21 protein-coding genes and 1 tRNA gene are annotated in these 22,060 nt (G+C 31.5%); 10 read left to right on the forward strand and 12 right to left on the reverse strand.

Features of this window, described 5'->3' with window-relative positions:
* Nucleotides 1-4: 4 nt before the first annotated feature.
* The 5 genes from CONE_RS02945 to CONE_RS02965 all read left to right on the forward strand — a co-directional run bounded on the left by CONE_RS02945 (nt 5) and on the right by CONE_RS02965 (nt 5,390).
* Nucleotides 5-454, forward strand: a complete 450-nt coding sequence (locus CONE_RS02945) for an OmpA family protein (RefSeq protein ID WP_015397253.1) — start codon at nt 5-7, stop codon at nt 452-454.
* Nucleotides 455-465: 11 nt separating this feature from the next.
* Nucleotides 466-1,128, forward strand: a complete 663-nt coding sequence (locus CONE_RS02950; protein ID WP_015397254.1) for a tetratricopeptide repeat protein — start codon at nt 466-468, stop codon at nt 1,126-1,128.
* A gap of 24 nt (nt 1,129-1,152) precedes the next feature.
* The gene (locus CONE_RS02955; protein ID WP_015397255.1) at nt 1,153-1,941 is read left to right on the forward strand and encodes an alpha/beta fold hydrolase; all 789 of its coding nucleotides are present in this window, start codon (nt 1,153-1,155) and stop codon (nt 1,939-1,941) included.
* A gap of 640 nt (nt 1,942-2,581) precedes the next feature.
* Nucleotides 2,582-3,799 carry a sodium/glutamate symporter gene (gltS, locus tag CONE_RS02960; protein ID WP_015397256.1) on the forward strand — a complete coding sequence of 406 codons (1,218 nt, stop codon included), beginning with the start codon at nt 2,582-2,584 and terminating at the stop codon, nt 3,797-3,799.
* Nucleotide 3,800: 1 nt separating this feature from the next.
* Complete coding sequence (locus CONE_RS02965; RefSeq protein WP_015397257.1) at nt 3,801-5,390, forward strand: TAXI family TRAP transporter solute-binding subunit; 1,590 nt, start codon at nt 3,801-3,803, stop codon at nt 5,388-5,390.
* Nucleotides 5,391-5,434: 44 nt separating this feature from the next.
* Here the strand turns inward: CONE_RS02965 and dnaQ are convergent, their stop codons facing one another.
* Entirely contained in the window at nt 5,435-6,118 is a 684-nt protein-coding gene (gene dnaQ, locus CONE_RS02970) for a DNA polymerase III subunit epsilon (RefSeq protein ID WP_015397258.1), read from the reverse strand.
* A gap of 35 nt (nt 6,119-6,153) precedes the next feature.
* Nucleotides 6,154-6,609 (reverse strand): ribonuclease HI, encoded by a 456-nt coding sequence (gene rnhA, locus CONE_RS02975; RefSeq protein WP_015397259.1) that lies wholly within the window; start codon nt 6,607-6,609, stop codon nt 6,154-6,156.
* A 203-nt stretch (nt 6,610-6,812) separates the two neighbouring features.
* On the opposite strand from rnhA, the gene gloB reads away from it, so the two are divergent.
* The 4 genes from gloB (at nt 6,813) to CONE_RS02995 (ending at nt 11,776) form a co-directional block, all read left to right on the forward strand.
* Entirely contained in the window at nt 6,813-7,610 is a 798-nt protein-coding gene (gene gloB / locus CONE_RS02980) for a hydroxyacylglutathione hydrolase (protein WP_015397260.1), read from the forward strand.
* A 13-nt stretch (nt 7,611-7,623) separates the two neighbouring features.
* The gene (locus tag CONE_RS02985) at nt 7,624-8,919 is read left to right on the forward strand and encodes a transglycosylase SLT domain-containing protein (RefSeq protein ID WP_015397261.1); all 1,296 of its coding nucleotides are present in this window, start codon (nt 7,624-7,626) and stop codon (nt 8,917-8,919) included.
* Between the two features lie 64 nt (nt 8,920-8,983).
* Nucleotides 8,984-9,781 (forward strand): enoyl-ACP reductase FabI, encoded by a 798-nt coding sequence (locus CONE_RS02990; RefSeq protein ID WP_015397262.1) that lies wholly within the window; start codon nt 8,984-8,986, stop codon nt 9,779-9,781.
* A 144-nt stretch (nt 9,782-9,925) separates the two neighbouring features.
* Complete coding sequence (locus CONE_RS02995; protein WP_015397263.1) at nt 9,926-11,776, forward strand: ABC transporter ATP-binding protein; 1,851 nt, start codon at nt 9,926-9,928, stop codon at nt 11,774-11,776.
* Between the two features lie 13 nt (nt 11,777-11,789).
* On the opposite strand, the gene CONE_RS03000 is transcribed toward CONE_RS02995, so the two are convergent.
* From CONE_RS03000 to tyrS, 5 genes are all read right to left on the reverse strand, one after another.
* Nucleotides 11,790-11,880 (reverse strand) — tRNA-Ser (locus CONE_RS03000).
* 22 nt (nt 11,881-11,902) lie between these two features.
* Nucleotides 11,903-12,538 (reverse strand): riboflavin synthase, encoded by a 636-nt coding sequence (locus tag CONE_RS03005; protein WP_015397264.1) that lies wholly within the window; start codon nt 12,536-12,538, stop codon nt 11,903-11,905.
* Nucleotides 12,539-12,556: 18 nt separating this feature from the next.
* Nucleotides 12,557-13,699, reverse strand: a complete 1,143-nt coding sequence (gene ribD, locus CONE_RS03010) for a bifunctional diaminohydroxyphosphoribosylaminopyrimidine deaminase/5-amino-6-(5-phosphoribosylamino)uracil reductase RibD (protein ID WP_041862212.1) — start codon at nt 13,697-13,699, stop codon at nt 12,557-12,559.
* A 105-nt stretch (nt 13,700-13,804) separates the two neighbouring features.
* Nucleotides 13,805-15,052 (reverse strand): serine hydroxymethyltransferase, encoded by a 1,248-nt coding sequence (glyA, locus tag CONE_RS03015; protein WP_015397266.1) that lies wholly within the window; start codon nt 15,050-15,052, stop codon nt 13,805-13,807.
* Nucleotides 15,053-15,261: 209 nt separating this feature from the next.
* Nucleotides 15,262-16,488, reverse strand: a complete 1,227-nt coding sequence (tyrS, locus tag CONE_RS03020; RefSeq protein WP_015397267.1) for a tyrosine--tRNA ligase — start codon at nt 16,486-16,488, stop codon at nt 15,262-15,264.
* 259 nt (nt 16,489-16,747) lie between these two features.
* Here tyrS and CONE_RS03025 point away from each other — a divergent pair, with 259 nt between their 5' ends.
* Nucleotides 16,748-18,010 (forward strand): M23 family metallopeptidase, encoded by a 1,263-nt coding sequence (locus CONE_RS03025; RefSeq protein ID WP_235043356.1) that lies wholly within the window; start codon nt 16,748-16,750, stop codon nt 18,008-18,010.
* Between the two features lie 27 nt (nt 18,011-18,037).
* Here CONE_RS03025 and erpA read toward each other — a convergent pair whose 3' ends face one another.
* From erpA to pmbA, 5 genes are all read right to left on the reverse strand, one after another.
* A complete protein-coding gene (erpA, locus tag CONE_RS03030; RefSeq protein WP_015397269.1) occupies nt 18,038-18,394 on the reverse strand; it encodes an iron-sulfur cluster insertion protein ErpA in 357 nt (118 codons plus the stop codon).
* Between the two features lie 37 nt (nt 18,395-18,431).
* Nucleotides 18,432-19,496 carry an N-acetyl-gamma-glutamyl-phosphate reductase gene (argC, locus tag CONE_RS03035; protein WP_041862213.1) on the reverse strand — a complete coding sequence of 355 codons (1,065 nt, stop codon included), beginning with the start codon at nt 19,494-19,496 and terminating at the stop codon, nt 18,432-18,434.
* A 166-nt stretch (nt 19,497-19,662) separates the two neighbouring features.
* On the reverse strand, nt 19,663-20,055 hold the full coding sequence (rpsI, locus tag CONE_RS03040) for a 30S ribosomal protein S9 (RefSeq protein WP_015397271.1): 393 nt from the start codon (nt 20,053-20,055) through the stop codon (nt 19,663-19,665).
* Nucleotides 20,052-20,486, reverse strand: a complete 435-nt coding sequence (rplM, locus tag CONE_RS03045) for a 50S ribosomal protein L13 (protein ID WP_015397272.1) — start codon at nt 20,484-20,486, stop codon at nt 20,052-20,054. Before rplM ends, rpsI begins: the two co-directional genes overlap by 4 nt.
* 216 nt (nt 20,487-20,702) lie before the next feature.
* On the reverse strand, nt 20,703-22,043 hold the full coding sequence (gene pmbA / locus CONE_RS03050; RefSeq protein WP_015397273.1) for a metalloprotease PmbA: 1,341 nt from the start codon (nt 22,041-22,043) through the stop codon (nt 20,703-20,705).
* Between the last annotated feature and the right edge of the window lie 17 nt (nt 22,044-22,060).

Consider the following 22,060-nt stretch of genomic DNA (forward strand, 5'->3'; position numbering starts at 1 on the left):
TAAAATGAAGAAAGTATTTACAATTTTGCTTTTTTTTATTATAGCCTCAACATTAACAGCTTGTAGCGTAATCACAGATAATATTCTAGAAATAAACAAAAAGGAGATAGTTAAGAAAATTGATAATATATCAATATTTTTTGATCGTGACAGCTACTATGTAAATAATCATTACTCTAGTCTTATTGAAGACATTGCCATTTTTTTATCAAAAAATCATAATGTAAAAGTAATTCTGAATGGATATGCTGATACAATGGGTAGTTCTGAATACAATATTGCCTTAGGTCAAAGAAGAGCAAACTCTGTTTACGAAATTATGAGAATATTAGGCGTTGCAAATAATCAATTAGAAGTCGTAAGCTTCGGAAAAGAAAAATTTCATAAATCAACCGATACTTTAGAAAAAAATATGGCGAAAAACCGTCGCGTTGACATATTAATCCTTAATTAGAAATTGAATAAATGACATTACGTTATATTCCATATATCCGTGCAATATTCATAGCACTTGTAATATCTAGTTGTATGCTTTCAACAACATATGCTAAAAATGAACATAGTTACTGTGAGTTAGATTTACAAAAACAGATTGATAATATAAAGAAATCAGAATTGCAACTACATAACTATATTATGAATCTGCAAAATGAAATATATATTATTAGAGATCAAATAGAACTCATAACAAATAATCCTTTGTTAAACAATAAGTCATTTCACACTAAAAAATTAAAAAAAGATGAATTTAGTTTAAAAGAAAAAGAACATTACGATCAATCCATAAAAATGTTTAATAAGCATGAATACATAGAAGCTAAAAATAATTTATCTAGTTTTATTGATATCTATAACAACAGTGTTTTATTACCATATGCAAGATTTTATTATGGTAAATGCAATTACAAACTAAGTAAATTTAAGGAATCAATAGATCAATTGATTATTTTTATTAAAGAAAAACCTGATAGTGAGTATGTTCCTGAAGCTTTGCTATTAATTGCTGAGAATCAGATAGCACTCAACAATATAACTGATGCAACAAAAACATTGAAAATTATATTGAAAAACCATAAGACTTCAGATATATATGGAACAGCACAAAAATTATTTAATATGGTTAGATAACAAATACTTTTGAAGCAAATAAAAATGAAAAATGTTGTATTAGATCAATATAATTTTCACTATATAAATAAAGGTACTGGGATACCTTTATTGTTGATTCATGGTTCATTATGTGATAGTAGATATTGGAAAAAACAAATAGATGCTTTAAGCATGACAAATGAAATTTTTGCATTGTGCCTTAGGCATTATTGGCCAAATAGTTTCAATCCCACTAGTAGTGAGTTCTCTATGAGCCAGCACACATCAGATGTTGTGAGATTTATAAAAGAGGTAATAAAAAAACCTGTAAATATATTAGGGCACTCTAGAGGTGCCACTATATCTTTGAATATAGCATTAGCTATGCCAGAGCTTATAAATAAGCTAATATTAGCTGATCCTGGTGGATTAATGATACCAGGCATGAATGAACAAAGAAATAATTTTAAGATACATGCAGCTGATATTATAAGACAAAATAATATTGATTATGGCTTAGAACTGTTTATCGATAAAGTAAGCGGTTATGGAACTTGGAGAAAAATGGTTCATTGGTTCAAGGAAATGGCACGTGACAATGCATACACCATAATAGGACAATCTGAGGAAAAGATGTTATTATTAACAAATAACGAGATCAAAAACATAACTGTACCTACATTATTAATTGGTGGAGAGATAAGTCCAGAGCCATATCCAATTATCATAGATTTATTACATAAATTTATACCAAGAAGCAAAAAAGTAATAGTCAATGGATCTTCCCATGGAATGAATTTAGGTAATCCTCTATTTTTTAATAAAACTGTATCAGATTTTATTTGTATATAGATGTCTAGAACATTTATACAAAACAATTTTTTAAAAAAAATATTGGCAATTTGCTAATTTACAACTAATTTAAATACAATCTTTTCTAAAAAATTTGGTAAATTCAAATAGAAATAATTATTTGAAAAACTGTATAACATATTTCACATTCAATAATTACACATATAACTATAAAGTTATAACAAGTATCAACCATAATATTAAATATTAATAGACAATATCACCAATATTTTATTTAGTTATAGAAAAAATGACTAATGATATATAATCATACTGAATTTGCAGGAAGCCATTGATACTGGTATTTTATTATTGCGTATATGACAAGTTTTAATATAAGCTTTGGCTTCTAAAATTAGTAAATTGTAGGTAAAAGACAATATCTGAATAATACAAAACTAAGATGATTACTCCACTTACAAAGGATTTTCTAATACTGAAAGATTATGCTGCATAACAGCGAATTTAGTTAATTTTCCTATTTATACATGGCCAAAATAATCGGAGAAGATCATTAGAATGGAAAAATGTCTTTATCGAAATGTTGAACTTGTTTACAAAAAGTATTGTTATGCTTACAGTACGATTATTTTGAATATAGCTTCTAGTCCCATTCGGACATAAGATAATAAAGGCTCGCATGATTTCGCTTTCATTAACACAATCACTACTTGCCTGCTGTTTAGTTTTACTTGGCGGGCGTTTTTTAACAAAAAAAGTTAGCTTTCTGGCTCGCTATAGCGTTCCTGATTCTATTGTTGGCGGTCTTATTTTTGCAATAATAACACAAGCTTTGGCAGCATTTGGTGGTATTCAAATCTACCTTGAGACAACAATTAAACCTACTTTTTTATTGCTTTTTTTTGGATGTATAGGGTTAACCGCAGACTTAAAATTACTTGCAAGAGGTGGATCGAGGCTAATAGCTCTATTATTGGTTCTTGTTCCATTTCTATTCCTACAAAATATAGTTGGTTTGAGCTTAGCATATCTTCTAGATATGCATCCCCTCATGGGCCTAATAGGCGGAACTATAACATTAGTAGGCGGTCATGGAACAGGAGCAGCATATGCAGCACGTTTTGCTGACATAAATAATATACAGAATATAACTGCTTTAGCCATGACATCAGCAACTATAGGGCTAGTTTTTGGCGGAGTTCTTGGTGGTCCTATTTCGGAGTGGTTAATTAAAAAATATAAAATTATTACTCCATTAGAAAGTGGAGAACATAGAAAAGACGATAATTCGATTAAGAAAGATTTGATTGAATCAAAGCCAACTACAGAACCTTCTGATTTTATTACTTCTCTGTGTGTAGCATTAATAACACTAGCAGGTGGATCATATTTATCCAGATTAGTAGGCAGTACTACCGTTAGTTTGCCTAATTTTCTATGGTGTCTTGGCATTGGAATTTTGATAAGAAATATTGGTCCGTTTGTAAAATTAAAACTAAATGATAAAGCTACAGAAATATTAGGCACAGTAATGTTATCTTTATTTCTTGGTTTTACAATGATGACACTAGACCTTGCTAGTGCTGCAAAACTTGCAGGTCCTTTAGCATTTATATTATTAATACAATCTATTGTATGTTCGTTATATTGTTGTTTAGTAGTCTTCAAAGCTCTTAAAAGAGATTATGAGGCTACAGTAATGTCTGGAGCTTTTTGCGGTATTGGGTTAGGAACTACTGCTACTGCTATTGCTAATATGCAAGCTATTACTAATAGGCATGGTCACGCTCCACAGGCATTTATAGTTATACCATTAACAGGTGCTTTCCTTGTAGATATTATGAACGTTATTGTTTTGACAATGATGATTTCTTTACCTTTTATAGGAGGAGTCTGATATGTCGCATATTTTTAAAAAAATGTTAGTTGTAATTATGTGTGTAATGTTAACTGCATGTGAGAGACAACCAGACTCAGAAAAACTTCGTCTATCTTTAGAAAAAAGGTTGGATAATACTTTTGGAACTGGATCATTTAACATTATTAGTTTAAAAAGACTTGGTAGCGCAATAGATAGCACTTCTCCTTCTAACGAAGAAAGAAGAGTTGTTTACTATGATGTACTATTAGAGGCAACTAAAAACATAGAACTTGGTTCATGGGATCACCCTGGAGCAGCTGCGCTAGTTACTCTAATAGGAGCAGGACCAAGAAGCATCGTAGGTGTTAAATCTCATGGTAATGATGCTGGTGATAGAATAACTGCGCATGCTAGTGCAATATATAGAAAAAATAATGGTTTATGGGAATGCGTAGCTCCAGCAGGATATAAAGCAGAAGATGGATTGTTTTTGGAAAATGGTATACAAAAACCAGCAACTGAAAGATTGTTGAGTACTCTGAATACTATAGCAACATCTATACCCTATACCTCTTCAAAAACAGCGCAGAAGGTTGTTCAGCAAGAATTAGAAAGATCGGTAACAAGAATAAACGGTAGATTGGCTAGATTGCAAGATGGTTATCCTTTTGCTGCAGGGCCTGCAAAAGGTGAATATTTAGTATTTGCATACTCTTTAGCTGATATTGCCAAAAAACAACATGTTAAAATGATACCATTAATCACTAGTGGTAGTACTGAAAATATAGATCTTCTAAGGAGTGGCAATGCAACTATAGCATTAGCTCCAGCTGATATTGCTCTTATGGCTTACAATGGCAAAGGTCCATTCGAAGGACATGGTCCATTTACAGAATTGAGAACACTAGGTAGCTTGTACCCTGAGCTAGCTCATATTGTTGTTCGTAACGACTCTTTAATAAAAAATTTAAGAGATTTGAAAGGAAAAAAGATTTCACTTGGGCCAATAGGTTCTGGAGGAAGAACAACTTTTGAGCAGATATTAGCAGCTCATGGACTTAGAGCACACAAGGACTATAAGATAATTGACACACAGTTCACTACTGCATTGCAACAACTAAATAATAACGAAATAGATGCAGCAGCACAAATAATAGGAATACCTGCTAGTCCATTACGATCAGAAATGACTCAATCAAAGCTCAGACTTATTCCTTTAGATCCTGTTGTTGTTAAAAAACTAACTGAAAGCAATCCAGCACTTTTATCTCTAAGTATTGCTGGAGGCACGTATTCAAACCAGCAAAAACGTATAACTACAGTTGGAACAGCAGCTCTTATGTTAGCAACATCAGAGCTGACAATGGATGAGGCTGATAATATGGTAAAAGCAATTTATCATGCAGGGCAATACTTACTAGCCGCAGGATCAACTCAAGGAGCACAGGTTTCAGTTACAACATCAAAAATATGTTTAACTGTACCCATGCATCAAGGAGCTGCTGAAGCGCTAAGAAAAATAGCACATACAGCATTGCCAAGGGCGGTATTACCAAAAAATATTATACAAAAGAAGCCAGTATTGGAGGATAACGGGATTGAAACAACATTAACCCCTGCTTTATGAAATTGAAAATCTTCCTTTGAGGTAATAATTCTAATTATTTATTATTACCAAATAATATTTTTATTATTTTTTCGCAGCTCTTCTATATATTTATCATGTTCCTTCTGTTCTTTAATTGTAGCTTTCAAAACAGGTAAATTTATATAAAAATCATTGTTATGCTTATTATTTCCTAAATACATGTTTGATTTATTATTAATTATTAACTCATCTTGCCCGCGTGTCATAGACAACCAAACATTAGCTAAAAGCTTTGCATCTAATAATGCTCCATGCAATACTCGGTCTTTATTTGAAATATTGTAGAAATCACATAATGCATCTAGAGAATTCCGCTTTCCAGGACGGAGTTTTCTGGCATGATCTAATGAATCTATAATTTTAGAGCAATATGATATTAATGATTCAAAACCAACCATACTGAGTTCATTATTAATAAATTTTACGTCAAAAGATGCATTATGTGCTATTAACTCAGCATCCTTTATAAATTCTATAAAATCATTAACTACAGATTTAAACCTAGGTTTATCTGATAAAAAATCTACGGTTAACCCGTGTACAGACAATGCACCAGGATCAATATCTCTATCTGGATTGATATAAACATGAAAGTAATTATCTGTTATAGTACGATCAATAACCTCTACACATCCTATTTCTATAACTCTATGACCTTTAACAGGATCAATACCTGTAGTTTCAGTATCAAAAATAATCTGACGCATAATAGAACTTTAAATAATGTTTGATTAAGACTAGATTAGTCGACAAATAAACTAGATACTCCAAAATTAGCTAATCTATCAGCAACATCATTACCTTCATTTTTGGAGTGCCCTTCAACCCAATACCACATAACGTTGTAGCACATAACTTGATCACATAAATTTTTCCACAAATCAATATTTTTTACTTCTTTGCCTGTGCTTGTACGCCAATTATTCCTTTTCCAATTATTAATCCATTTAGTCATTCCATTTAACACATATTTAGAATCTGTATATATATCTATATTCAAAAATTCTTTATTTAATCTTTTTAATCCCTGAATTACTGCTAATAACTCCATTCTATTATTAGTAGTATTATTTTCTCCGCCATACAAATCAACTCTATTACCATCAGGATAGATTATCATAACACCCCATCCACCTGGTCCTGGATTTCCTTTACAAGCGCCATCTGTCCATAATTTAATTTTGCCACAACTATTCATAATTTAATAAATAAAATACCTATCAATGAAATAAAAAAATACACTTACAATTATATAAAGAATAATTATATTATTAACATGTATTGCAATAAAAATATTAATAACAAACTATATAGTATATATCGCATTAAATTTTAATTATAACCAACAAAATATAATCTAATTTGCAAAAAATATATTAACTTATATTAATAATTGAGCACATGAAAAAACAAATAAAAAATGGGATATTTCCCATAAAATCCCTTAAAGATAATTATATATGGGCTATAGTAAAAAATCATTCAATTGCTATTGTTGATCCTGGTGAATATGAACCAATATTAGATTTTGTTAATAAATATTCTTTAAGAATATGTGCTATATTTATCACTCACTACCATGAAGACCACACTGCTGGTATTAAAAAAATATCTAATAGTACAAATTATCAATTTCCAATTTATGGCCCTTACAACAAAACCATATCCTTATGCAATAAAAAGGTTAATGAAAATGATATTATATGCATACCAGAATTAGAATCATATATTACTGCATTAAATGTATCTGGTCATACATTACATGATATAGCTTATTATGAAAAACAAAAAAAAATATTATTTTGTGGAGATACTTTATTTTCAGGAGGATGTGGCAGATTATATAATGATAGTTGTGCAAAAACTATGCTCTTATCTTTAATGAAAATATCAAGTTTACCTATAGATACAATGGTTTTTTGTGCCCATGAATATACTTTACAAAACCTAAGGTGGGCTATAACAGTAGATAATAACAACCTGGAACTAAAAGAGTACTACAAAACAATAATAATGCTACGTGAACTTGACTATCCCACACTACCTTCTTCTATACATAAAGAATTAACTATTAATCCTTTTTTAAGAACAAATCATTTTGATATTATTAAAGCTGCATCATTATATTCTGGAAAAAATCTAAAATCTTCATTAGAAGTTTTTACAGTATTACGCAAATGGAAAAATGAACTTGGATAAAAATATATCATATATGCCCTACTTAAAAGCTTATTGTATATTATTATGTATAGCCTTAATGACTGGCTGTACGTCAGTATCTGCTGGCTTTCGAAACAATGATTTCCATAATATAAAATCTGTACTGTTAAAAAAGAATAATAAACCATTAGATGCTTGGGATAGGATGAGAAAAGGATTTCAAATGCCAAACCTAAACACAGAATTATCAAGGCAATGGCTAAAATATTATGCTTCACATCCAGATTCAATAAAAAAGATAGCAGAGAGATCAAGTAAATATCTATATTTTGTAATAGAAGAAATAACTAGAAGAAATTTGCCAACTGAATTAGCATTAATACCTTTCATAGAAAGTGCATATAATCCTAGTGCTCTATCAAAAAATCAAGCATCTGGGCTATGGCAATTTGTTCCAAAAACAGCTCAGCATTTTAATTTAAAACAAGACTGGTGGTGTGATGAAAGGAGAGATCCTGTTATATCTACGTGCGCTGCATTAGATTACCTGGAAAAACTTTATAAAACACAAGGAAATTGGCATCTTGCATTAGCATCATATAATTGTGGAGAATCAACCGTTCAAAAAGCTATAGCAAAAAACAAAAAACTAGGGTTGCCTACAAATTACTCATCTCTTAAAATTCCAGAAGAAACTAGGAATTACGTACCAAAGATACAAGCTATAAAAATTATTATTAAGAATCCTGAAAAATTTGGTATTAATCTACCAAAAGTCAACAACGAGCCGTATTTCAGAATTGTAAAAAAAAATAAAGATATGGATATTGAGATAGCGGCTAAATTAGCAGAGATATCTTTAGAAGAATTCAAAGCTCTAAATCCATCCTACAATAGACCAATAATAAAAGGTCCTTACTCTCAAACAATTTTACTACCGATACATACCATAGATACTTTTCACAATAACTTAAAATCATTCAAAGGCAATTTGAGCAATTGGAAAATTTATAAATCAAGAAATAGAGAAACATTTGCATCTATTGCAGAACATTTTGGAATATCAGAAACAGATCTCAGACAATCGAATCACATAAAACATCAACAAAAAGTCACTTCTGGTCAAATATTACTCATTCCAATTGATAAAATCAAAAGCCGCACAAGAAATATTAAAAATAATTATGTATCATCGAGCTTAATAGAATATGAAATAAAAGCTGGCGATACATTATTGAAGATAGCTAAAGAACATAATACGACACTAAATACTCTTGTTAAAATAAATAAATTAAACAACGATAAAATTATAGCCGGATCCAAAATAATGACACCTTGTTATAAGTAATAGATACCATTCTTATGGTATAAGGATTAAAATCAATCTGTGAGTTGCTAATGGAGAAAAGCAAATGTGTTTACTAAAAAATAAAAAAATTTTAATAACAGGTATTATTTCAAAAAAATCCATAGCATACGGTATAGCAAAATCATGCGTAGAACAAGGAGCTATTTTGGCTTTTACTTATGCAAACGAAAGATTTCAGAGCCGAGTGAAAGAGATAGCAGAACAATTCGATAGTAAAATTTGTATACCATGTGATGTTAGCGATGATAATCAAATAAAAAATTTATTTGATGAACTTTCGAACAAATGGGATTATTTAGATGGATTAGTACATTCTATTGGTTTTGCTCCAAGAGAAACTATTTCAGGAAAATTTTTGAGTGGATTAACTAGAGAAAACTTCGCTGTAGCACATGATATTTCAGTATACAGCTTATCTGCTATAACAAAATCATTGTTACCTTTAATGAGTAATAGAAGATCTTCTATTATTACAATGAGCTATATCGGTGCAGAAAAATATGTTCCTAACTATAATTTAATGGGTTTAGCAAAAGCATCACTAGAGTCAAGTGTTAGGTATCTAGCAAGCGATCTAGGAGATCTAAATATTAGGATCAATGGGATATCTTCTGGACCAATAAAAACTCTTGCAGCAAGCGGAATAAAAGATTTCTCAGGCATACTAAAATTTGTAAAAGATGTTTCCCCTTTACAAAGAAATGTAACTATTGAAGAAATAGGTAATACTGCTGCATTCTTATTATCTGAATTATCATCTGGAATAACAGGTGAAATAATACACGTTGATGCTGGTTTTTCATCTGTTGTTGGAGTTACACAAAATAACAACCTTATATAAAAATAAATGCAAAAGATCGTTATCAAAGATAATGTTATTTTTGGATTTTAATAATTTAAGAGTGTTGTTATTTTATTAAATAAAACATAATAAATTAATTTTTTTAAATGAATTTTACTATTGCAATACCTTTAAGGAGAGACTATGTCTGAAGAGAAATCTTTTTCTATTTTTTCTTATTTTGAAAAAATTATTGATCCATTTAAAGATCGATCAGAAGAGATTCCTCCTGGTAAATTGGCGGAATTCTATTTTCATTATCTTAGGCAAATATGGCTTGTACTATTTATTCTTCTCATAGTAGGATTATTTGTCGCATTGGTCGAGGTAGCTTTATTTAAATATATTGCCAAAATCATAGATATGGCGCAAACAACAAATCCCAAGGATATATTTAACAAAAACATAACACAATTAATTATAATGGCATTTGTTATTGTTATAGCGAGACCATTATTATTTGGATTACATAATTTGTTAAGTCATCAAGCAATCACTGCGAATTTGTCAGCCATGATAAGGTGGCAAAATCATAGATATATTTTGAAACAAAGCGTAAATTTTTTTCATAATGATCTTGCAGGAAGAGTAGCTAATCGTGTAATACAGACAGGTAGTGCACTAAGAGATTCAGCATTACAGATGATAGAAGCAATATGGCACATATTAATATATGCTGGTAGCGCGATGTTCTTATTTCTACAAGCTGATTGGCATCTCATACTACCTTTATCATTATGGATGATAGTTTATATATTAATGTTATCGTATTACATACCTAAAATAAGATCTCTAGCAATATCCTCATCAGAGGCTAGATCTAAGTTAATGGGTCTAATAGTAGATTGTTATACAAATATAATTACAATTAAGCTATTTTCTAACTCAAATAAAGAAGAAGGTTACGGAAAAGAAGCTATAGAAATGCAAATGCATAAACATCAATCTGTACTTAGATTAATAACTGAGATAGATACACTATTAACTTTTATCAACGGGATACTAATTGCATCCACGACTGGGTTATCACTTTGGCTATGGAGTAACGGCGTTATATCTATAGGCTCAATCACATTAGCTACCAGCTTGGTAATAAGAATAAATAATATGTCTAGTTGGATAATATGGGTTATAAATAGTATTTTTGAAAACTTAGGTATAGTACAAGATGGAATTGAAACCATCTCTAAGCCAGTAGAAATAAAAAATAAAGAATCTGCAAAATTATTAAATGTAACTAATGGTTCTATAAAGTTTGAGTCTGTTGAATTTAAATATAACAAACATAATAATGACGTTTTATCAAATTTCAATTTGATAGTGAAGCCAAAGGAGAAAATAGGGATAGTAGGTCCTTCTGGAGCTGGAAAATCTACTATAATGAATCTGTTGCTTAGATTATATGAATTAGATTCTGGTAAAATATATATTGACGATCAAGATATTTCTTCTGTAACACAAGAAAGCTTGCGTTCAAAAATTGGAGTAGTAACACAAGATATATCCCTATTGAATAGATCTATTAGAGATAATTTAACTTGTGGTGATGAGACAGTATCGCACAAAAATTTGCAAGAAGTACTACATAAATCGAAAATGAATGAATTTCTTGTAAATGTATTAGATCACAAAGGTCTTGTAGGTATAGATGCTACAGTTGGGGAAAGAGGTGTAAAATTATCTGGAGGGCAAAAACAGAGAGTAGCTATAGCTCGTGTATTGTTAAAAAATGCTCCTATATTATTGCTTGATGAAGCAACTTCTGCGCTGGACTCTGAAATAGAATCAATAATACAAGAAAATCTAGAGAGCATAATGCACGGTAAAACCGTTATTACTATAGCGCATAGACTTTCAACTATAATCCGCATGGATAGACTAATAGTAATAGAAAAGGGCCAGATTATAGAAACCGGGACACATAAAGAACTGATATCGCGCAATGGTTTATATAAGACTCTTTGGGATCACCAAACTGGTGGTTTCATTAAGTAATGATAGCATTTGATGGCGGACAGAGGGGGATTCGAACCCCCGATACGCTATAAACGTATACACGCTTTCCAGGCGTGCGCCTTCAGCCACTCGGCCATCTGTCCTGATATTTTCATTATACCAGAATTATTGATTTTTGGCTGTGTATTCCATCATTCTTGCAACATACCTTGCGATAGTATCTATTTCTATATTTACTAGATCATTATCTCTTAGAAAACATAAATTAGTTTCTTTCATAGTGTGAGGTATAACATTAATTTTTATTAAACAACCATCAACATCATCGACAACTTTATTTATAGTTAAGCTAATACCATTAACTGCTATTGATCCTTTGTATGCCACAAATTTTGAAAAATCTACTGGCAGGATAATAACTAACTCTCTAGATTCTCCTACAGATGAGAATTTAACTACTTTTCCTATACAGTCAACATGACCATAAATCAAATGTCCATCAATACCATTATTATTAATGGTTAGAGAAGTCTCTAAATTAACTATTGAATTTAAATTATCGAAGCCAACTGTACAACTAAGACTTTCTGCTGAAACATCAATATAAAAATATCGTTGACAAATATCTACCACAGTCATGCATGCTCCATTAACTGCTATGGAATCACCAAGCTTAATATTTTCCAATTTCAGATTACTTGGCTCTAAACATAAATGCAACCCTGATAATTCACCATACGAATCTGACAAATCTTTTATGCCAACAATCCTTCCTATATCTTTCACGATTCCAGTAAACATTTTTCTACTCTATAAAACTTAAATAACTTTAGATGTTGTTCTAAACAAAAAATCCCATTTACTATTTTCATAGAGACGAATTCTCAAATCAGATCCAATATTAATAGAATCAAAAATAGAAAACCGCAATGCATCTTCTAGATTTGAAATATTTTTTAATTTAGCTATTGGAAAAGCATCACCTAAAAAAATAGGAGCCACATACATAATCAATTCTTCTATACAGCGTTCTGAAAGTAATTTGCCATTTAAACCAGCTCCTGATTCTACATGAACTTCGTTAAAACATTTTTCTGCAAAAAATCTCATTACAAGTGATAAATCAACATGATTTGGTACTTTTTCATTTGGTAATAGAATCACCTCAACATTTCTATCTGATAATCTTTTTTCCTTTTCTTTATCAACAATAGAAGTAAATATAAAAACTTTAGAGCCGTCTATTATGTTAGCATCTTCTCTTATTACAAAATTATCATCTATAACTGCTCTATAAGGCTGTCTTGGAGTATCTACATATCTAACATTAAGTAGTGGATTGTCATGTAATATTGTGCCTATACCAGTTAGGATAACACTGCTACGTGCTCTCCAATGATGACCATCTTTCCTGGATTCATCACATGTTATCCACTTTGATTTATGGTTATATAGAGCTGTCCTACCATCTATAGATGAAGCAGTTTTTAATCTAACCCAAGGGGTAGAATATATCATTCTATGAAAAAACCCTATATTCAATAACAATGCTTCTTTATGGCAGACCCCAATCAAAACATCTATTCCAGATGAACGTAATTTCTTTATTCCATTACCGCTTACTAAAGGATTAGGATCAATCATTGATAAAACAACTCTTATTGGGGATGATTTTATTATTTGATCAACACAAGGAGGTGTCTTACCATAATGACTACAAGGCTCTAGAGTTATATAAAAAGTAGAACCTACTACATTATGATTATTTTTTTTAGAGTCTATAAGGGCACATACCTCAGCATGAAAACCACCGGCAGCTCTAGTTGCCCCCATCCCAATACATTTACCATCTTTAACGATAATACAACCAACACTAGGATTGGGGGCTGTGTTATAAGAAGCTTTATCAGCAAGTTTTAGTGCTTCACGCATCCAAAACTCATCTTCTTTAAAAAAATTCATAGAATTCACTAAAAAACTAATCAAATAAGGAAGACAAAACAATCAATTTAAGAAAATAATTATCAAAAATATTGAATTTCAAGGATATTTTTTATATGCTAATAACTATTTTTTATACACTGGTAAACGTGCTGTTAATTCATTAACTTTGTTGCGAATTTTAGATAAATAAGCAATATCATTATGATTATCGAGAACATCTGCCAATAAGTTTGCAGTAAGCTCAGCATCCGATTCCAAGAAGCCTCTAGTAGTGATAGCTGCAGATCCTATACGAATACCACTAGTTACAAAAGGGCTTTCTGGATCATTGGGTATGGAATTCTTATTAACAGTAATATGAGCCTTACCTAAAGCATCTTCTGCTTCTTTTCCATTAATTCCACTAGATCTAAGATCTACTAACATCATATGACTCTCTGTATTTCCAGAAACAATACGTAATCCTCTTTTTATTAAAGTATCAGCCATTACTTTAGCATTATTAATAACTTGCTGAGCATAAATTTTAAACTTGGGATCTAGAGCCTCACGAAACGCAACAGCCTTTCCAGCAATAACATGCATTAAAGGGCCACCTTGTATCCCAGGAAATATAGAAGAGTTAATGATCTTTTCAAATTTTGATTTTGTCATAATTACCCCACCTCTTGGTCCTCTAAGAGATTTATGAGTAGTTGAGGTAACAAAATCAGCGTGCGGCATAGGATTAGGATAAACACCGCCCGCAACCAATCCGGCATAATGAGCTATATCCACCATAAAAAAAGCTCCAATACTAGCAGCTATTTCAGATAATAGTTTAAAGTCAATACGTAAAGAGTAAGCTGAAGCCCCAGCAACTATCATCTTCGGTCTATGTAATTTAGCCAACTCCTCAACATTTTTATAATCAATGACCTCGTCTTTATCTAAACCATAAGGTATAAAATTATACAATTTACCAGATGAATTAACAGGAGAACCATGAGTTAAATGCCCACCTTCTGCTAGACTCATACCAAGAACAGTATCGCCAGGCTTTAAAACTGCATTATAAACACCTTGATTGGCCTGCGATCCGGAGTTTGGTTGAACATTAGCAACTTCAGCTCCGAATATCTTTTTTAGTCTTGTAATTGCAAGTTGCTCAACTTCGTCCACATGTTCACAGCCACCGTAATATCTTTTACCAGGATATCCTTCTGCATATTTATTTGTTAAACAAGATCCCTGAGCTTGCATAACAGCTACACTAGCATAATTCTCTGAAGCTATTAATTCTATATGCTGTTCCTGACGAACTGACTCTTTCTCTATAGCTTTCCATATATCTGGGTCTACTTGGTCTATATTTTTAAATTGTTCAAGCATTATGGCTCCTACATGAAATGTGAATATAACTGCGCAATATGAAAACAAAAACTGTCGAAGTTCTAACAAATTTATCAATACTAAATACTGATATAGTGCACTATATATAATACCACTAGGCCAACTATAGCAAACATTATTCAATAAATCACAGTATTGATCGCAACCGTATATAAAAAATCTTACATAACTAACTAAATTTCAAAATTCTATACTAATATAGCTTTAATAAATTTTCTTTTTCCTACTTGAATAGTATATGCACCTGCAGATAATTGTAAAGATTTGCTTTCAATTTTATCACCATTTACCTTAACCCCTTTTTGCTCTATCACCCTTTGTGCTTCAGATGCTGATGAGACTAAGCCAGAATCTCTTAATACTTTAATTATATTAATGGGGGCACAGCCAAGATTTATTTCTAATAAGTTACTTGGGACTTCTCTTTTACAAAATAAGTTTTCGAAGTTTATAAGCGCTTGATCTGCTTCTTTATCTGAATGAAATCTAGTCACTATTTCTTTAGCAAGAATAACTTTTATATCCCTAGGATTCATTCCTTCATCAATGTTTTTTCTAAGTTTATCTATATCTTTATCTGATTGAAATGATAATAAATCAAAATAATGCCACATCAGATTATCTGAAATAGACATAAGTTTACCGAACATGGAATCTGAGGATTCTTCTATACCTATGTAATTACCCTTAGATTTAGACATTTTTTCTATGCCATCTATGCCTATCAGTAAAGGCATAGTTAATATTGACTGCTGCTCTTGACCATTCTCTTTTTGCAATTCACGTCCCATCAATAAATTAAATTTTTGATCAGTACCTCCTATTTCTATATCAGCTTTTAATGCAACTGAATCATATCCCTGCATAATTGGATACAAAAATTCATGAACAGAGATAGGCTCCCTAGCTTTAAATCTTTTAGTAAAATCATCTCTTTCTAAAATTCTAGCTAGTGTGCAACTAGCTGCTAATTTTACTATTCCTCTTGACCCTAATTTATCAAACCATTCTGAATTGTATCTAATTTCAGTTAAATCAGGATTCAATATCTTGTATGCCTGAGAACAATAAGTTGCCGCATTATATTCAACTTGTTCTAAATCTAAAGAAGGACGTGTTGCTTTTCTTCCACTAGGATCACCTATCATAGCTGTAAAATCACCAATCAAAAATATTATTTTATGTCCTAATTCTTGTAATTGTTTAAGTTTATTTAGTACAACTGTATGTCCCAAATGTATATCTGGAGCTGTAGGATCAAGGCCAAGTTTTATTCTCAATGGTATTCGGTCTTTTTTATTTTTTAATAATTTATTAATTAATTCCTCTTCTACTAACAACTCATTACAATTTTTTTTTATAATGGAAAATTCTGACCTAATATCTGGACTAATGTAGTATTCTTTATTTAACATAATTTAAAATGTACTTTTAATGAAATTAATTATAATATCGACTATGCTATCGAAAAATTTAATGAAATTACTAAATTCATAGTAATTGAAAGCAGATCCACATTGTTAGAATTATGTGCTGTATGAACTGTAGGCTTTGTCACATAACAATTTAATTTATTGAATGAAATAAAATCACAATAAAAACACGATGAATATTTTCTTGCGTCGATTTATATCGATAATAATATTATTTGCTTTTTGCGTAACTCCATTATACATGTTTAAACGCAATACAAATAAATCTGATACACCTCAATCAAAAATTCTTCGAAGCGAACAATCTTTGTTCGATTACGATCATAGACTTCTCGATTCAAATGAAGATAATCTTCCCTATATTAATGAAACTATTATAAAAAAGGGAGATACTCTAAGGAGTATTCTACAACGTTTAAAAGTAAGAAACTTAGAGAAATTGCAAAACTTTATTGCAAAAAATCCTGAAACCAACAGTATTCGCAAATTGCTTCCTGGACGCCAAATACAGGCTGCTACTGACCTAAATGGAAACCTTATATGGTTACGCTATTTGCATACACCTCATTATAACAATAGAGATCAAACAATATGCAAGTACTTGCATATTGTTTCTAATAAAGAGCTATCTTATTCTGCATCAGAAAAAACAAATTATTCAGAAAGACAAATTAGAGTAGCCTTTGGGGTTATAAAGTCCTCACTATTTGAAGCAACAGAACATGCTGGCATTCCTAATTTTATAACAATGCAAATGACTAATATATTAAGCACTAAAGTAGATTTTCCTAGAGATATACGCATTGGTGATCAATTTAGGGTTATTTATGAATTACAAATGTACGATGGTCTTTACTTAGGTTCAGGTAAAGTACTAGCTTTAGAATTTAAAAGCAATGATAGAATGCATGATGCCATATGGTTTGATAATGATAGAAAAATTGAAGGAGGATATTATAATTTTAATGGTGATAGTCTAAAAAAAACATTCCTTCGTTCTGCTATAAAATTTAGCCGTATAAGCTCTACTTTTGGAAAAAGAGTACATCCTATAAGAAAAACTATTGTTGACCATAAAGGAGTAGATTATGTAGCACCGACAGGTACACCTATATATGCTACAGCTGAAGGAGTAGTAGAGTTTTCCGGATGGCAAAATGGTTATGGTAAAGTAGTCATTTTAAAACATTTCAATAAATATTCAACCTTATATGCGCATCAAAGTAGAATTGATCCAAAAATACATAAAGGGAAAAAAGTATTACAAGGACAGTTAATAGGGTATGTTGGCTCAACAGGATGGGCTACAGGCCCTCATTTACATTATGAGCTAAGGATCAACAACAAACCTGTTGATCCTTTGTCCATAAAATTGCCAACATCAAAAAAGATAGATGGCTCTATACAAAAGAATTTTGATAGTAAGGTAGAATTCTATAAAGAACAAATGAGGTTTTTAGAAAAATTACAGTCAGAATCGATAAAAATTTCCTACAGCAAATAACTAGCAATCATAAATTATTTTAAATAACTATACAGAAAAAGAAGAGCCGCAGCCACAAGTTGTAACAGCATTTGGATTGCGAATGACAAATTGCGATCCTTCAATATCATCTTTGTAGTCTATTTCAGCACCAAATAAATATTGCAAACTTACAGGATCTATCAAAAAACTTGTTCCTTCCTTTTCTATTATAGTATCTTCAGAATCTTGGGCTTCATCGAATGTAAAACCATACTGAATTCCAGAACAACCACCACCTTGAACAAAAACACGTAATTTTAATGAAGGATTGCTTTCTTCTTCTAAAAGAGATTTAACCTTATTAATAGCAGATTCAGTAAAAATCAATTTAGATTCATTATTAACAAATTTATCAAGATCCATAAAAATCTCGTTATAAAAAATTTAAATAAACAGGTCGCTAAGGTAGAATAGATATAGAGTCCAAGCCAATAGTTTCTTTAAAGCCAAATATTAAATTCATATTCTGCACAGCCTGACCTGCAGCACCTTTTACTAGATTGTCCTGTACAACTAATATAATTAATCTATCCTTATTATTTGGACGATAAATCGCAATCCTAAGATTATTAGAAGAACGGACCGATCTGGTTTCTGGTATAGATCCAAAAGGCATAACATCTATGAAAGGTTCATGTTCATAACGCTTAACAAACAATTCCTGATAATCTACATCTAAAGCATGTGGAAGTATCTTTGCATAAATAGTAGAGAACATGCCTCTAATCATTGGCACCAAATGAGGAACGAAAGTCAAATTAATTTTTTTGCCTGATATTTTTTCTATTTGTGAAACAATTTCAGGATGATGACGATGTCCATGAACACCGTATGCTTTAAAATTATCTGACGATTCAGAGAATAATCCTGATATTTCTAACTTCTTTCCAGAGCCAGAAACCCCTGACTTACAATCAGCTATTATATCATTTAAATCTATCAAAGGCTCAGGATGCTCTAATAATGGGGTTAATCCTAATATTACAGTAGTAGGATAACACCCTGGATTTCCGATCACGTTTGATCTAACAATTCTGCAACGATTTAATTCTACTAAACCATATTCAGAATTTTTCAAAACATCTGGGCAAGAATGCTCAATTTTATACCATTTCTCAAAAATTTCTACATCTTTAATACGAAAATCTGCAGCTAGATCTATGATTTTAACACCAGATTTCAAAAGAGCTTCAGCTTGAGACATAGCAACACCATGAGGTGTTGCAAAAAAAACAATATCACAACTCATTAGCTCTGGATTATCTAATGAAGAGAACTTTAGGTCTATATGGTTGCGCAAGTTTGGATATAAATCTGAAACGTATAACCCTGATTCTTTTCTGGAAGTTATAACTAATAATTCCACATTGGGATGCTGTATTAATATACGTAACAGCTCTACACCTGTGTAGCCAGTGCCACCAACTATACCAACTTTAATTTTTCTATTGAAATTATTATTCATAACAAAACCATTAACTATCAAAGAACCAATATTTCAGAAACAAAGAGTATCTTACACTATCAAAGAGCATTTGATTGAATTAAAAGCAAAATTGCATTTAAAAAGATGCAATATACATAAATACAAAAAATAACGGTCGTTTAATAACGACCGTATTGTAACTAGATTAACGCTTACTAAATTGTTTTTTACGACGTGCTTTTCGTAGACCAACTTTCTTCCGTTCAACTTCTCTAGCATCACGAGTTATAAATCCAGCATTAGATAAAGAAGGTTTAAGTTCTTTATCATAATCTACTAAAGCTCTAGTAATGCCATGACGTACAGCACCTGCTTGACCTGTCTCGCCACCACCATGAACATTGGCTTTTATATCAAAAAAATCTAAATATCCAACATTAACTAATGGTTGCTTAACGATCATTCTACCAGTTTCACGAGCAAAGAAATCATCTAATGATTTACCATTAATTATGATTTTACCTGTGCCTTTTCTAATAAAAACTCTGGCAACAGAAGTCTTACGTCGCCCAGTTCCATAATTCCAATTCCCTATCATACTCGTAATTCCCTAGCAATAGGCTGCTGCGCAGCATGTGGATGCTCAGAGCCAGCATATACTTTAAGTTTCTTTATCATTGCATATCCTAAAGGCCCTTTCGGCAACATGCCTTTAACAGCCTTTTGAATTACTCTACCTGGAAAACGTTGTTGCATTTTCTCGAAACTTATCTCACGTATTCCACCTGGATATGTAGTATGTCTATAATAAGTCTTATCTCTAGCTTTATTGCCAGTAACTACTATATCTGCTGCATTGATTATTACAATAAAATCGCCAGTATCAACGTGTGGTGTGAATTCAGGCTTGTGTTTTCCGCGCAAAAGGCGTGCAACTTCGCTGGCTACACGACCCAGAATCTTTCCCTTGGCATCAATAACAAACCAGCTTCGCCTAACTTCATGCGGTTTAGCCACAAAGGTTTTCATGTCAATCCTTAGTATAAAAATCCAGCTAAAAGCTGGTGATAACAAGACCTACTGATACAGCTCATATAAATTTAGCTGTAAAACTATAAATTATGCCTAGACGTTATAAATCATCCGTACAATACTCTAAAGGGTCTAATTTTTGATTTTTACATAAAATAATATTATTTGCAATCAAAATACTCGAACTATACAACTTAGATTAAGATAATTAATTTATGTGCCAGCAATTGACATATTTTCTATCAAAACTGATCCTGTTGTTTTGGTACCTCTGGAAATCACATCAGAACCAATTAAGATAATTTGCTTAAACATATCCATTAAATTCCCAGCAATAGTTATCTCCTCTACTGCATGCTGTATTTCACCATTTTCTATCCAGAATCCAAAAGCACCTCTGGAGTAATCACCTGTAACATAATTAATGCCATGACCTATTAATTCAGTTATTAATAAGCCTTTATCCATTTGCTTTATCATTGATTTCAAATCATCATTATCTTTTGTTTTAGAAGAAAACATACGAAGATTATGAGATCCTCCTGCATTTCCAGTGGTAATTAAACCTAACTTTCTAGCTGAATAAGAAGATAAAAAGTAACCATTAAGAACCCCGCTTGAAACAACAGAACGCATTTTTGTTGATACTCCTTCAGAATCAAAAGACGTGCTGCCCATTGCTCCTTCTATATGAGGATCTTCAATAATATCTACATGCTTTGGGAAAATATGTTTTCCTAGAGTATCTGTTAAGAAACTAGCCTTTCTATACAAAGCTCCACCACTAGCTGCTTGAACAAAAGAACCTATTAACCCTAAAGCTACTGGTGCTTCGAAGATTACAGGAAAGTTTCCAGTTGCTATACGACGAGCTGATAATCTAGCTACCGCTCTTTCAGCAGCATATTTTCCAATATATGATGGATCAGATAAATTCAATGGATTGCTATTAGCATCATACCAATAGTCTCTTTGCATATTTCCTTTATTTCCACATGCTATCGGCACAACTGATAAACTATATTGAGAATATATTCTGCTACCCAAAAAACCAAAACTATTTCCTAATAAAGAATAGCTTTGACCTGAGCTAACAAATGATCCGTCAGTATTTACTATACTATTGCTAAAATTTATAGCTGCTTCTTCAGTTTGCTTCGCAATAGAAATCATTTCTTCTACAGACTTGGACCATAAATGATACAACTTAAAATCTCTAAATTTTTTTGCTAATAAAATCTCATCTGGGAGCCCTGAAGCATCATCAATAGCTGTATATCTTGCTATATGCCAAGCAGCTTCTACTGTCTTATTTATTGCCTCAAAAGAAAAATCAGAGGTAGATGCTGATCCACTCTTCTTTCCATCGAAAACTACTACATTTAACATTCTATCATGTGACTTCTCTATAGTCTCTACGTTGCCCTTACGTACGGAAACTGATAGTCCCCTACCTTCAGAGATTTCTGCACATGATTCATTAGCACCAATTTTTTTCGCGCTCTTTAATGATCTCTCAATGAGCTCTTTAAAATGTTCTTTTTCTTTATTCATAAATTATGATTAAGCTG

The sequence above is a fragment of the Candidatus Kinetoplastibacterium oncopeltii TCC290E genome, assembly GCF_000340865.1.
Taxonomy (GTDB): Bacteria; Pseudomonadota; Gammaproteobacteria; order Burkholderiales; family Burkholderiaceae_B; genus Kinetoplastidibacterium; species Kinetoplastidibacterium stringomonadis.